The 15,187-nt window shown below is 77.1% G+C and carries 4 protein-coding genes; 1 reads left to right on the top strand and 3 read right to left on the bottom strand.

From position 1 onward, the window contains the following. The first annotated feature begins 40 nt into the window (after positions 1-40). Positions 41-847: a DUF1206 domain-containing protein gene (locus FHR77_RS02530; protein WP_167258554.1), complete on the top strand. Its 807-nt coding sequence runs from the start codon at positions 41-43 to the stop codon at positions 845-847. Positions 848-871: 24 nt separating this feature from the next. Here FHR77_RS02530 and recR read toward each other — a convergent pair whose 3' ends face one another. The 3 genes from recR to FHR77_RS02515 form a co-directional block, all read right to left on the bottom strand. After that, positions 872-1,471, bottom strand: coding sequence for a recombination mediator RecR (recR, locus tag FHR77_RS02525; protein WP_056053137.1), 600 nt, complete (start codon positions 1,469-1,471; stop codon positions 872-874). Positions 1,472-1,474: 3 nt separating this feature from the next. Beyond that, the gene (locus FHR77_RS02520; RefSeq protein ID WP_167258552.1) at positions 1,475-3,889 is read right to left on the bottom strand and encodes a DNA polymerase III subunit gamma and tau; all 2,415 of its coding nucleotides are present in this window, start codon (positions 3,887-3,889) and stop codon (positions 1,475-1,477) included. A 144-nt stretch (positions 3,890-4,033) separates the two neighbouring features. After that, complete coding sequence (locus tag FHR77_RS02515; RefSeq protein ID WP_167258550.1) at positions 4,034-15,064, bottom strand: hypothetical protein; 11,031 nt, start codon at positions 15,062-15,064, stop codon at positions 4,034-4,036. Positions 15,065-15,187 lie beyond the last annotated feature (123 nt).

The raw sequence follows: 15,187 nt of genomic DNA, 5'->3' as shown, positions 1-15,187 counted from the left end.
CGCGCGGCCCGCGACGCCGCGCTCCCCGTACGGTGGGGGCATGCCCGACACCGACGACGCCCGCGGAGCCGCCTCGCGGGTCCAGGACAGCCGCGCCCTCCAGACCCTCGCCCGCGTGGGCTTCGCCATGAACGGCGTCCTGCACGTGCTCATCGGCGGCATCGCCGTGGGCATCGCCTTCGGCGGCGGGGGCGAGGCCGACCAGGGCGGCGCCCTCGGCCAGCTCGCCGCGCAGCCCGCCGGGGCCGTCGTGCTCTGGGTCATCGTCGTCGGCCTCTGGGCCCTCGGCCTGTTCCAGCTGCTCGAGGCCGCGCTGGTGCGCGGGACGGACGGGGAGGCGTGGGGCGCGCGGGCCAAGGAGGGCGGCAAGGGCGTCGCCTACCTGGCCGTCGGCGCCACCGCGTTCACCTTCGCCCGGGGAGGCTCCTCCGACAGCTCCGACCAGACCGAGTCGCTGAGCGCGCGGCTGATCGCGACGCCCGGCGGCGTCGTGCTCCTCGTCGTGCTGGCCCTGGCGATCGTCGCCGTCGGCGTCTACTTCGTGGTCAAGGGGGTCAGGCAGAAGTTCCGCCAGGACCTCGTCGTGCCGTCGGGCAGCGCCGGGCGGGCGACCGTCGGGCTCGGCGTGGCCGGCTACGTCGCGAAGGGCGTCGCCCTGGCGGTCGTCGGCGTGCTCTTCGCCGTGGCGGCGATCACCTCCGACCCCGAGGAGGCCAGCGGGCTCGACGGGGCCCTGCGGTCGCTGGCCGAGCTGCCGTTCGGCACGGTCGTGCTCACGGCCGTCGCGATCGGGCTCGTGGCGTTCGGCCTCTACAGCTTCGTCCGGGCCCGCCGCGCCCGGCTCTGATCGCCGGGCGCGGTCGGCCGCCGGCTACTCGCCGACGACCCGGCGCCCCTCGAAGGCACGGCCGAGGGTGACCTCGTCGGCGTACTCGAGGTCGCCGCCCACGGGCAGGCCCGAGGCGAGCCGGGTGACGCGGAGCCCGAACGGGGCGAGCATCCGCGAGAGGTACGTCGCGGTGGCCTCGCCCTCGAGGTTCGGGTCGGTCGCGATGATGACCTCCTGGACGGTGTCGTCGGCGAGGCGCTGTACGAGCTGCCGGATGCGCAGGTCGTCGGGCCCGACGCCGTCGATGGGGCTGATCGCCCCGCCGAGCACGTGGTACAGCCCGCGGAACTCCCGGGTGCGCTCGATCGCCTGGACGTCCTTCGCCTCCTCGACGACGCAGATCGTCGCGGGCGACCGACGCGGATCGCGGCAGATCACGCAGGTCTCCTGCTCGGTCACGTTGCCGCAGACCTCGCAGAACCGCACCTTCGTCTTGACGTCCACCAGCAGCTCGGAGAGCCGCGTCGTGTCGAACGACTCGCTCTGCAGGATGTGGAAGGCGATGCGCTGGGCCGACTTCGGCCCGATGCCCGGGAGGCGGCCGAACTCGTCGATCAGCTCCTGGACGATTCCCTCGTACACGGGCTACTCGCTTCTCTGAGGCGTGACGCGGGGGGCGACCGTCTCTTCTTCGATGAACTGGGCCCCGAGGATCTCGCGGACGACGGCCTCGCCGTAGCGCGAGCCGTTCGGGATGCCGCGGCGCGGGTCGCCGGCGGCGGCGCGGCGGGCGGCCGCGGGCGGACCGGCGGGAGTCGCGGGTCGGCCCTCGGGGGCCGGCCCGGTGCCCGAGGCGGCCGGCGCCGTGCGCGGGGCGGCGGCCTCGACGGGCGGGGGCGCGGCGTCGACGGTGGGCACGCCTCCCGGGGGCTCCTCGGTGATGTGCTCGGGCTCGTCGGGCTCCGGCGGAGCCGACTGCGGGATCGGGGCGACGTCCCAGCCGGTGACCGGGTCGGACGACGTCGCCCGCGTCGGAGCCGCGGCAGGGCGGCGGGGCGGCGCCGCCGCGGCCGTCGGAGCCGTCGGTGCCGGGGTGGCGGGCGCCTCGACGGGCTCCGCGGAGCGGGTCGGCGCGGGCGCGCCGACGGGCGCCTCGCGGCGAGCCGGAGGTTCGACCGGAGCGGCAGCGGTCGGAGCGGCAGCAGGAGCGGCGGCGGTCGGCGCGTCGACGGGCGCGGACGCCACGGGCGTCGCCGACGCACCCGTGGGGGCGCCCGGGGCGTCGGTCGGGCCCTCGACCCGGGCGATGTACTTCACCTTGACGCCGAGCACGTGCTGGATGGCGCGTCGCAGGTGCTCGCTGACGCCGTCGCCGGCGCCCTGGGGCTTCTTGAAGCTCTCGACGTCGTGCGCGCTCGGGAAGGTCAGCGTGAGCACGTCGTCGGCGAAGGCCTGCACGGTGGCCGTGACGACGACCATCCACGCCGTCCGCTTCGACTTCTCGACGACCTCGACGATCTCCGGCCAGGCGTCGCGCAGCTGCTGGAGGCTGACCGGCCCGACCGGCGACGAGGCGCGCTCGGGCTCCGGCGGCACCGCGTTCTCGACGGCGGGGGCCTGGGCCCAGGCCGCGGAGTGCGGAGCGCTCGGCGGCGCCGGCTCGCTCGCCGCGGCGCCGGCGCCCTCCCGCGCGGCGGGTGCGGCCGCGGGAGCGACCGACGACCAGGCCTCGGCCGCCGAGGCGGGCGACGCCGACGACGTCGACGCTGAGGACGACGCGGCGGGCGCCGACTCGACCTGGCCGGGCGCCGACGCTCGCGGCGCTGCCGAGGCCGTGCCGCGGGCGGCGGGCTGCGACGACGCGGGCGCCGCGGCCCGCGGGGCCTCCGCTCCCCCGTCGACGCCGACCCGGCGCTCCAGCCGCTCGACCCGGGCGAGGGCGCCGCGGGTGGTCTCGTCGGACTCCGGCACGAGCACGCGCGCGATCATCAGCTCGAGGTGCAGGCGGGGCGAGGTCGCCCCGGTCATGTCGGTGAGGGCGCGGTTCACCACGTCGGCCGAGCGCGAGAGCTCCGCGGCGCCGAACGCGTGCGACTGGGCCGTCAGCCGGTCGAGCTCCTCCGGCGTGACTCCGCGCAGCACGGCGGCGGCCCCCTCGACGGTCGCGCCGACCACGATGAGGTCGCGGAGGCGCTCGAGGAGGTCCTCGACGAAGCGACGGGGGTCCTGGCCGGTCTGCACGACCCGGTCGACGGCGGCGAAGGCCGCCGCGCCGTCACGGGCGCCGAGGGCCTCGACGACGTCGTCGAGCAGGGAGGCGTGGGTGTAGCCGAGCAGCGCCACGGCGCGCTCGTAGTCGATGCCGCCGTCGTCGCTGCCCGCCATCAGCTGGTCGAGCAGCGACAGGGTGTCGCGCACCGAGCCTCCCCCGGCCCGGACCACGAGGGGCAGCACGCCGGGGGCGGCGGCGACCTGCTCGCTCGCGCTGAGCTCCTGGACGTACTCGAGCATCTGCGCCGGGGGCACGAGGCGGAAGGGGTAATGGTGCGTGCGCGAGCGGATCGTGCCGATGACCTTGTCGGGCTCCGTCGTCGCGAAGATGAACTTGACGTGCTCCGGCGGCTCCTCGACGACCTTGAGCAGCGCGTTGAACCCCTGCGGGGTCACCATGTGCGCCTCGTCGAGGATGAAGATCTTGAAGCGGTCGCGGGCCGGCGCGAAGACGGCGCGGTCACGGATGTCGCGGGCGTCGTCGACGCCGTTGTGGCTCGCCGCGTCGATCTCGATCACGTCGAGCGATCCGCCGCCGTCGCGCGCGAGCTCGACGCAGGACGGGCAGACGCCGCACGGGGTGTCGGTGGGGCCCTCGGCGCAGTTCAGGCAACGGGCGAGGATGCGGGCGGACGTCGTCTTGCCGCAGCCGCGCGGGCCGCTGAACAGGTACGCGTGGTTGACGCGGTCGGTGCGGAGCGCCGTGCGGAGCGGGTCCGTCACCTGCGACTGCCCGATCAGCTCGGCGAAGTTCTCTGGCCGGTAACGGCGATACAGGGCGGTGACCACCCCCCAAGAGTAGCCGCCGCCACCGACAGGGCGACCCGGCCGGGCGACCGCCCGCCGGGCACGGCGACGGCCCCCGTGCGGGCTGCACGGGGGCCGTCGGGGCGTGCCCCGTCCCGACCCGAACGGGACGGGGCACGCGGGGTGCTACGCCCTCCTCGACCGGACGGCCCGGCGCACCCGGGCTGCGGTGAGCAGCCCCAGGCCGAGCAGGAGGAGGCCGGCACCCGCGGACGCCCACCCGAGGGCGTCCTGTCCGGTGAAGGCGAGGCCGGACGACCCCGCCACGGTCGGCGCGGGCGAGGCGCCGCCGGGCTGGCCGGGCGTGCCCGGCTGCCCCGGGGCGCCGGGCTGACCCGGCGTGCCCGGCGTGCCCGGCTGCCCGGGCAGGCCCGGGAACCCGGGCTGACCCGGCGTGCCGGGCTGACCGGGCTGGCCCGGCGTGCCCGGCGTGCCCGGCTGTGCCGGCTCGTCCGCCGCGACGACGCTGAAGCCGGTCGTCACGGGGTCGCCCGTGGCGCCGTCGACGGTCTGCGCCGCCGCGACCACGTGGTCGCCGACCGGCACGTCCGCGAACGCGACGGTCCAGGCTCCGGTGGCCGGGTCGGCCGTCACGGTCGCCGTCCGGTCGTCGTCGAGGACGACCGTGACGAGCGCGCCCGGCTCGGCCGAGCCCGACACCGTCACCGGGGCGGTGCCCGCGGCGCCGGCCGGGAGCTGCGCCCCCGCCGCCGGGTCGTCGATGACGACCGGCGCGACCGCCGCGATGACGAGGCCCTGCGAGACGACGCTCGTCGCCCCGTCGACCACCTGGGTGGCGATCACCCGGGTCGCCCCGACGGGCACCGCCCGGAAGGGCAGCGTCCACCGACCGGCCTCGTCGACCACGACGCTCTGGTCGCGGCCGGCGACCTCCACGACGACCACGGCGCCCGGCTGGCCCGTGCCCGAGACCACGACGTCCTCGAGCCCGTCGCCGTCCGCGTCGCGGATCAGCTCGTCGGGGGCCGGGGCCGTGATGGTCAGGGTGCCGACCGCGGCGGCCGGGGCCACCGAGAACGAGACGGTCTCGGGGGCGGAGGTCGCGCCTCCCACGGTCTGGGTCACCGCGACGGCGTGCTGGCCGGAGGCCAGCCCGGCGAGGGGCAGCTCCCACGTGCCGCCCGCCGTGACCTCGAGGGCGACGGGGTCGCCGCCGTCGAGCACCAGCGAGAGGGCCGCGCCGGGCTGCCCGGTGCCCCGGACGAGCACGTCCGCGACGCCGTCGGTGCCTCCCGGCACGACGTCGCCCTGGGCGGGCGAGACGATCCGGAGCGGCGCGACCGTGGCGGCGGGCGCCACCGTGACGGGCACGGTGACGCTGCCGACGACGACGCCGCCCTCGGACTGCTCGACCGTGACCACCTGCGACCCGACCGGGACGCCCGGGACGACGACGGTGAAGTCGCCCTCCGGCCCCACCTGGCCGGTCGCCCCGACGCCGGCGCCGAGGTCGACGGTCACGACCGCGCCCGGCTGGCCGGTGCCCGTGACCGTGAGGTCGACGGTGCCGTCGCCGTCGGCGTCGACCACGAGCTGGCCGGCGGCCGGCGAGGTGACGACCAGGGGCGCGACCGGCACGGTCGGCGCCGGGTCGACCACGAACCGGACCTCGACCGGGGCCGTGGCCCCGCCCGCGACGACCTGGCTGGCCGAGGCGAGGTGCACGCCGGGGCGGACCTCGACGCTCACCTGCCACGCGCCGCGGGCGTCGGCGGTGACCGTCACCGGGTCGTCGCCGTCGAGCGAGACCGACACGGGCGCGCCCGGCTCGGCCTGGCCGCGCACGACCACCGCGGCCGTGCCGGCCCCGTCGACGACGAAGCGCTCGTCGGTGGTCGGCGACGTGATGACCACGGCCGCCGCGACCACGACCTCGAACTGCGAGGTCACCGGCTGCGAGTCGACCCCGCCGACGGTCTGGACGACCGACAGCTCGTGGGGCCCGACCGCGAGTCCCGGGAGCGCGAGGGCCCACCGGCCGTCCGCCCCGGTCGTCACGGTGACGGGGTCGCCGCCGTCGAGCGAGACGCGCACCGGTGCACCCGGCTGCGCCGCGCCTCCGGCGGTCAGGTCGGCGGTGGAGTCGGCCGTCGCGACGGTCGTGCTGCTGCCGTCGAGGGGGGCCGTCACCGTCACGGGCGTCGCGGCCTGCACGACCAGCGTGCGGGTCACGGGTGCAGTGAGCACGCCGTCGAGCCGCTCGGAGACCGAGAAGACGTGCGTGCCGACGCCGACCGCGAGGAAGGTGGTCGCCCACCGACCGGTCGTCGAGTCGGCCGAGACCGTCTGGCTCCGGTCGCCGTCGAGACCGACCACGACGCTCGCGCCCGGCTCGGCGGTGCCGGAGACCAGCACGTCGGTGGTCGCGGCGTCGTCGACGACCACGACGGGCCGGTCGGCCCGCGGCGTCTCGACCACGACGGCGGCGGCGACGACGACCGTGAGCGGCTGCTCGACGGGCGGCGTCGTGCCGGCCGGCACGGTCTGCGTGACGCTGACCACGCGGTCGCCGACGGGCACGCCGGCCACGGGCACCGAGAACGAGCCGTCGACGCCGACCGTCCCCGTGCCGACGAGGCCGTCGCCGAGGTCGACCGTGACCGACGCGCTCGGCTGGGCGGAGCCGGCGACGACGACCGTGGTCGTCGCGCCCGCCGTGGGCACCGTCACGACCGTGCCCGCGGGCGGCGTCGTGATGACGACCGGGGCCGCGACGGCGACCGTCAGGTCGACGACCACGGGAGCGGAGGTCGAGCCGTCGATCGTCTGCGTGACCGTGACCGTCGTGCCGCCGACGGGGAGGTCGACGGGCCCGGTGGTCCAGCTGCCGTCGGCGCCGACCGGGAGGACGACGGCCCGGCCGTCCCCGAGGTCGACGGTGACCGTCGCCCCGGGCTGGGCCTCGCCGCGGACCGTCACGGGTGCGCTGTCGCCGGGGGCGAGCACGACGACGGTGTCGCCGTCGGCGGGCTGGTCGACCGAGACGGGCGCGGCGAGCGCGACCGTGAGGGGCTGCGCGACGGGGGCGTTGGTGACCCCGTCACGGACCTGGCTCACGGTCACGGTGCGGTCGCCGACCGGGACGTCGGCGACGGTGACGATCCAGGCGCCCGTCGTCGGGTCGGCGGTGACGACCTCGACCAGGCCGTCGCCGAGGTCGACGGTGACGGTCGCGCCGGGCGCCGCCGTCCCGCTCACGACGACGTCGGCGGTGCCCGACGGGTCGGCGGTGGTGACCACCGCGCCGGCGGCCGGGGCCGAGACCACGACCGGGGCGAGGGCGACGACCCTGAGGAGTCGCCGGTCGGGCGCCGAGGTCCGGTCGCCGACCGTCTGGGTCACCGAGACGGTGCGGTCCCCGGCGGGGACGCCGGCGATGACGGCCGACCAGGTGCCGTCGCCGGACGCCCGCACGGTGCGGACGAGCCCGTCGCCGAGGTCGACGCGGACGGTCGCGCCGGCCTGCGCACGGCCCGAGACGGTCACGTCGGCGGTGCCGTCGGCCGTGGGCACGGTGACGACCTCTCCGTCGGCCGGCGACTCGACGAGGAGGGCCGCGGCGGGCACCACGGAGAAGTCGCGGGTGACGGGCGCCGAGACGGCGCCGTCGAGCGACTGCGTGACCGAGGCCCGGTAGGCCCCCACCCGGAGGTCGGCGAAGCGGACCGACCACGTGGTCGACTGGCCGAGGTCGGCGGTCAGCACGCGGCCGTCCCCGAGGTCGACCCGGACGACGGTGCCCGGCTGAGCGGTGCCGCTCACCGTCACGTCGGCCAGGTCGGCGGCGGTCAGGACCGCCACCTGCTCGGCGGGGGCCGGCGCGGCCACGACGACCGGGGCGGCCGCGGCGACGACGAGCGGCTGGGTGACGGGCGTCGTGACGACCCCGCCGAACCGCTGCACGACCGAGATGGTGGTCGTGCCGACGGGCACGTCGGGCACGGTGGCCGTCCACGCCCCCTCGGCGTCGGCGGTGACGACGACCGGCGGGAGGCCGCCGACGGTCACCGTGACCTCGGCGTCGCCCTCGGCGGTGCCGGTGACGACGACGTCGGTCGTGGCCGCGGCGTCGATGACGACGAACGGCGTGCCGGCCTCGGGCGCGGTCAGGACGACGCCGTCGGCGACGACGACGGAGAAGTCGCGGGTCGCGGGGTCGGAGCTGCCCGCGGGCACCGTCTGGACGACGCTCGCGGTGTGCTCCCCGACGGGGACCCCGGGGACGGTGACGGTGAAGCCGCCGTCGACGCCGACCGTGCCGGTGCCGGTGTGGCTCGTGCCGTCGTCGTCGACCACGACGACCTCGACCGAGGCGCCGGGCTGGGCGGTGCCGACCACGACGACGTCGGCGGTGCCGCCGGCCGTCGGGACGGTGTACGAGGCGTCGACGTCGGGCACCGTGACCACCACGGGGGCGGCCACGACGACGGAGACGTCGGCGGTGAGGGCGGCGGAGACGCGGCCGTCGACCGTCTGGGTGACGGTGGCGGCGTACTCGCCGACGCCGACGCCCGGGAACGTCGTCGTCCAGGAGCCGTCGACGTCGTCGGCGACGACCGTCCGGGTGCCCGCCGTGCCGAGGTCGACGGTGACCGTCGCCCCCGGGTCCGCGGAGCCAGAGACGGTGACGTCGGTGGTGTCGCCGGCCGCGATCAGCGGCACGACCGTGCCGTCGACCGGCTCGTCGAGGACGAGGGCGTCGGCGACCGCGACGAGGACGGGGCGGGTCTCGGGGGCCGAGGTCGCGCCTCCCACCGTCTGCGTGACGACGAGCTCGTAGCGGCCGGCGGGGACGCCGGGCACGACCGTGCTCCACGCGCCCTGGTCGTCGGCCTGCACCTCGACGACGCGGTCGCCGCCGAGGCTGACCCGCACCGTGGCGAGGCGCTCGGCCGTGCCCGAGACGGGCACGTCGACGACGCCGGCGGGGTCGACGAGGGTGGCGACGAGCTCGCCGGCCGGCCGCTGGACGACCAGGTCGCCCGCGGCGCGGACGGTGAGGTCGACGGTCACGGGCGTCGAGGTCGTGCCGCCGACCGTCTGGACGACGCTGACGACCTGGTCGCCGACGGGCACGCCCGGCACGGTGACCGACCAGCGGCCCTCGCCGTCGGCCCGGGTCGGCACCGTGGTGCCGGCCAGGGTCACCGTGACCACGGCCTGCGGCTGGGCCGTGCCCGAGACGACCACCGAGGCGGTGGCGTCGGCGTCGATCACGACGACGTCGTCCGCGCCCGTGGGCTCGGCGACGACGACGGGGGCCCCGGCCACGATCTGCAGCAGCTGCGTGACCGGGGTCGACGTGGCTCCGCCGACGACCTGGACGACGCTGATCTCGCGGTCGCCCACGGTGACGTCCTCGACGAGGAGCGTCCAGGTGCCGGTGCCGGGGCCGCCCGGGGTGCCGGTCGCGGTCACCGTGCGGGCGGGCAGGTCGCCCAGCTGCACGACCACGTCGACGCCCGGCGCCGAGGTGCCGCTGAGGGTGACGTCGGTCACCGAGCCGGCCTCGGCCAGGACGACGGGGACGCCGGCCTGCGGGGTGGCGATGGTGACGGGCGGGGCGGCCGCGACCGTGAGGGTGCGCTCGTCGGCGGCGGAGGTCGTGCCGCCGACCGTCTGGGTGACGCTGACCACGTGCACCCCGACCGGGACGCCGGCCACGTCGACCGACCAGGCGCCGGTCGCGTCGTCGGCGTCGGTCGAGACGACGCGGTCGTCGCCGAGGTCGACCCGGACGCGGGCTCCGGGCTGGGCGGTGCCGGTCACGGTGACGGTCGCGCGGGCGGCGGCGTCGGGGACGGTGACCGTCGCGTCGCGCTGCGGGTCGACGACGACGAGCGGAGCTCCCGCCTCGACGGTGAACGCGACGGTCTCGGGGGCCGAGACCAGGTCGCGGAGGGACTGGGTCACGACGACCTCGTGGACTCCGGTGCGGACGCCCTCGAGCACCGTCGACCAGTCGCCGGACTCGGGGTCGGCCTGGACGGTCGCGGTGACCGTCTCGTCGAGCACGACGGTGACCGTCGCGCCGGGCGCCGCGGTGCCCGAGACGGGCACGCTCGCCGTCGCGTCGTCGTCGACGACCACGATCGGGTCGCCGCCGGGCTCGACGACGTCGAGGTCGGGCAGGGCCACGACCTGGAACGTCGTCGTCGCGGGGACGGCGGAGGTGGTGCCGCCGACCGTCTGCACGGCGGTGACCGTGGCGCTGCCCGCCCCGACGGGGAAGGTCGTCGACCAGGTGCCGCCGTCGGCGACCACCTGGCGGACGACGCCGCCGAGGGCGACGTCGACCATCGCGCCGGGCTCGGCCCGGCCGGTGACCGTGACGGTCGTCGGCAGCTGCGAGCCGAACGCCTCGACCACGGTGCCGGCGACGGGCGCGTCGACGGTGACGGGCGCGCCGGCCTGCACGGTCAGCTGCGCCGTCTGGGGCAGGGAAGTGCGGCCGCCGAGGGACTGGACGGCCGAGATCTGGTGCGTGCCCACGGGCACGTCGTCGAAGTCGGCCGACCACGCTCCCCCGGTGGCGGTCACCGTCACGGTGACGCCGTCGAGGCTGACCGCCACCGACGCCCCGGGGGCGGCGGTGCCGCGGACGGTGACGTCGGTCGTGGCGAGCTCGTCGGCCAGGGTCACGACGTCGGGCGTCGTCACGGCGAGGGGCGACGCGACGACCGAGAAGGTCGCCGGGCCGGCGCCCTGGCTCGTGCCGCCGAGCAGCTGGGTGGCGGTGACCTCGTGGTCGCCGACCGGCACGGCCTGCATGAGCTGGCTCCACGCGCCGGCGCCGTCCGCGACGGTCCGACCCACGAGGGCGCCGTCGAGGCTGACCTCGACCGTCGCCCCGGCGGCGGCGCGGCCCTGCACGAGGACGTCGGACACCCCCGCGGCGTCGAGCACGACGTAGTCGGGGTCGCCGAGGGGCGTGTCGATCACGAGGTCGCCCGCGCGCTCGATCCGCACGACGACGGTCTCCGGGGTGGTGGACGTCGATCCGCCGACGGTCTGGGTGGCGCGCACGGTGACCGACCCGACGGGCAGCCCGGTGAGCACGGCGCTCCAGGCGCCGGCGCCGTCGGCGGTGACCGGGGCGGGGGCGTCGCCGACGGGGTCGCCGTCGGCGTCGGTGACGGTGAGGGCGACGACGGCGCCGGGCGCCGCCGTGCCCGTGACGGGCACCGACGCGGTGCCCGGGCCGACGATCCGCACGGGGTCGTCCCCGTCGGCGGGCGAGACGACGACGAGGGGCTCCGCCGCGACCACCTGGAACGTGGTGGGGGCCGCCGAGAGCGTCTGTCCGCCCTGCACCTGCCGGGCCTCGACCGTGTGCGTGCCGACGGCCAGGCCCGTGACGGTCGCCTCCCACAGCGCGCCGTCCCGGGTGACGGGCCCGACGACCCCGCCCGACACCGTGACGGTGACGGGCACCCCGGCGACGCCGGTGCCGCGAGCGACGACCGAGGTGCGGCCGGCCGCGTCGGCCACGGTGAGGCGGCTGCCGGTCGCGGGGGCGGTGATGACGACGAAGCCGCCCTGCTCCACGACGATCACTCGCGTCGTCGCCGACGACGTGCTGCCGTTCACCGTCTGCGTGGCCGCGACCTCGTAGCTGCCGATCGGCACGCCGGCCACGTCGACGCTCCAGGTGCCGACCGCGGTGGCGGTGACCTGCGCGGTGCGTCCGCCGCCGAGGTCGACGAGCACGGCGGCCCCGGGCTCGGCCGTGCCGGTGACCGGGACGGTCGCCGTGCCGGTGGCGCCCGGCACGTAGTAGACGGTCTGGTCGGCGGGGCCGGTGATCTCGATCGGCTCGCCGACCTCGACGGTGAGCGGCTGGGTCACGCGGGGCGACGTCACGCCGCCCACGACCTGCGTCGCGCCGAGCGTGTACGTGCCCTCCGGCACGCCGGTGATCGTCGCCGTCCACGCGCCCGTCGTCGGGTCGGCGACGGTCGAGGCGAGGAGGGCGCCCAGGCCGACCTGCACCGCGGCGCCGGGGTCGGCGCGGCCGGTGACGACGACGTCCGCGACGTCGCCCGCCTCGGCCACGGCGACGACCGTGCCGGGGGTCGGCGAGTCGATCAGGAGCGGGGCGCCCGCGACCACGGAGATCGGCCGCGTCTGCGCCGGCGACGTCGTGCCGCCGATCGACTGGGTCGCCGTCAGGGTGCGGCCGCCGACGGGGACGTCCTCGAAGGTGGTCGCCCAGCTGCCGTCGACGGCGACGACGGTCTGCGTCGGCAGTCCGGTGCCGAGCGACAGCGAGACCGTGGCGCCGACCGCGGCGGTGCCGGAGACGGGCACGGTGGTGACCGAGCCCGCGGCGGGCACCCGGTACGCCTGGCCGGGCGTGGGGGCGTCGACCACGAGGGGCGCGCCCGCCGTGACGGTGAGCGCCCGGGTGACGGGGCTCGAGACGACGCCCGCGACGGTCTGCGTCACGCTGACGGTGCGCTGCGGCCCGACGGGCACGCTCTGGATCGTCACGGTCCAGTCGCCGTCGGCGTCCGCCGTCGTGGTCGCGAGGTGTCCGTCGCCGAGGTCGACGCGGACGGGGGCGCCGGGCTCGGCGGTGCCGGTCACGGTCACCGGGGTGACGGAGCCGGCGTCGGCGAGGGTGATCACGGCGCCGTCGTCGGGCGAGGTGATCGCGACGCCCTCCGCGGCCTCGATCGTGACGTCCGTGGTCAGCGGGGCGCTGGTGGCGCCTCCCACCGTCTGCGTGGCGGAGACCGGGTACTGGCCGACCGGCAGGGCGGTGAAGACCGTCGACCAGGTGCCGCCGGCCGCGACGGTCGCGGTCTGCGTGCGGTCGCCGGGCAGGGCGACCGTGACGGTCGCGCCGGGCTGGCCGGTGCCGCTCACCGTGACGTCACGGGTGGAGTCGGCACCGGGCACCCGCAGGACGCTGCCGGGCGTCGGGGCGGTCAGGGCGAGCGCGGTGCCCGCCTGCACGCTGAAGGCCCGCGTGACGACGGCGGAGGTGTCGCCGCCGAGCGACTGCGTGACGGAGGCGGTGTACGAGCCGACGGGGACGCCGTCGACCGTGGTCGTCCAGCTGCCGTCGGGGCCGACGGTGGCGGTCGCGGTGCGCCCGCCGCCGAGGTCGATCGCGACCGCGGCGCCGGGGGTGCCGGTGCCCGCCACGACGACGGGGGTCGTCGACGCGCCGTCGAGCACCGTGTAGACACGGCCCGCCGTCGGGCTGGTGACGACGAGGGGTTGCTGCGCGACGACCACGAAGGCGCGCGTCTGCGTGCCGGTCACGGTGCCGCCGACGGTCTGGGTCACGGTCGCCTGGTACTGGCCGGCGGGCACGGCGGCGACGGGCACGCTCCAGGTGCCGTCGCCCGCCACGGTCGCGGTGCCGGTGAGGGCCGAGGCGCCCGCCGCGGAGGCGGGCACGCTGACCCGCACGGTCGCGCCGGGCTCGCCGGTGCCGGTGAGCGTCACCGTGCGGGTGGCCCCGGGCGTCGCGGCGACGACGAACTGCTGGCCGGGGGCGGGGGTCTGCACGGTGAGGCCGACGAACGCGGCGGCACGGGCCGTCGACGTCGCCAGGTCGACGCGGAGCCCGCCCGCGAGCGCGGGCAGGACGGTGAGGCGGACGGCGTGGACGCTGCGCGAGCCGGCGTCGGTGCCGCGGGGGTCGCGGAAGCCGGGGGCGTCCTGCGCGTTGATCGTGACGCCGGCGAGCTGGCCGAGCACGGCCGTGAGGGGCGACAGGGTGAGCAGCGTCGCGCTGGTCACCGTGGTGATCGCCGTGGTCGTGGCCGTGAGGCCGGCGCCGGTGACGAGGGGCGAGTAGACCGCGCCGACGGCGGGCAGCAGCGTGCCGGTCACGACGGGCACGACCACTCCGCGGAGCAGGGGCCGGACGAGGACGGTGTCGAGGGCGCCGGTGCCCGTGACCGAGACCGCGGAGGCGGGGGTCGTGCCGGCCAGGAGCTGGCCGATGGTCGTGTCGACGGTCGCGGTCAGGCCCGCGACGCGCACGGGGGGCAGGATCCCGGTCTTGAGCAGGACGTCGGTGGTCAGGCCGACGCGGACGGCGGTGGCCTTGACGGCCCGGTCGACGGCAGCCGTCAAGTTCGTCGGCAGCTGGACGTCCAGGATGTCGGCGATGCCGTTCGTGATGGCCGTGACCCGCTGGGTCGTCAACAGCTCGCTGTTCGGGCCGAGGTTGTTGAGCGCACCCACGTCGATGACGACCTGGCCGGTGCTCGGGGTGATCGTCACGGGGCCGGAGGTGAGCGGCTTCGCGAGCTCGGCGGCGACGGTGGAGTCGAGGTCGACGGTGGCGGTGGCGGTCACGGCCGTGCCGTCGAGGCTGACGACGCCCCCGAGCCCGAGGGTGCTGAGGGCCGAGGTCAACGGGGCGACCACCCCGGTGGTCGCACCGGCCAGCCCGGTGCCGCTCGTGGCTCCGCTGATGCCCGTGCTGACGCCGCGGAGGCTGGCCTGCAGCTGCCCGGTGAGCGCGGAGACCGCGGGGCTCGTCATCGTGTAGCGGGCGCCCGCGACCTGGTAGGCGGTGCTGACGTCGGAGCCGGCGGCGGTGCGCGTCTCGGTGATCGACGACGAGAGCGCGCCGAGGCCGAGGGTGACGTCGCTGACGACGCCGCTCGCGGCCGGCACGCGACCGAGCAGGGGCGTCAGGTTCAGGGTCGCCCCGGTGCCGGGAGCGCCGCTGCCGACGGCGATGGCCCCGTTCGCGCCGACGGCGCCGGCGCTCGCGTACGCGCCGGTCGGCGTCGTGCTCGCGTACTGACCGGCGACGCCGAGCTTGAGGATGCCGTTCGTCCCGAGGAGGTCGACGGGGCCGAGGCCCACCTGGAGGGCGTTCAGCGCCTCGACCGACAGGCCCCTGTTCACCACCCCGCCGGAGCCGGCCGCACCGGTGGCGGAGTAGGCGCCCTGGAGCTGCACGATGCTGTCGAGGCCGACGATGCCCGAGCCGCTCAGCAGCGAGGCCTCGGCCTCGCTGACGTCGGTCGTGGCGGCCTGCGCCGGGACGACCGCGAGGGCGCCGACGACGGCCGCGATGGCCGCGGTCGCCGCGATCCTGAGCCCGAGGGCCTTGCTGAGGGTGCGCTCGCGGGTGCTGCGCTCCGCCACATGACGTCGCATGTGCGTGCCTCTTCCTGGCGGGACTGACCCGCCGCCTGATCCGGACCCCCCGCTGGTGAGACGGGAGGGGTGCGTGTGTTCAGTTGTGGTTCGGGTGTTCGGGTGTCCGGGCCGTCGCCGATG

The sequence above is a fragment of the Frigoribacterium endophyticum genome (assembly GCF_011759585.1).
In the GTDB taxonomy this organism is placed as follows: Bacteria; Actinomycetota; Actinomycetes; order Actinomycetales; family Microbacteriaceae; genus Frigoribacterium; species Frigoribacterium endophyticum.
Note: the sequence above shows the minus strand (reverse complement) of the source record. Positions and strands in the feature narration are given on the sequence as shown.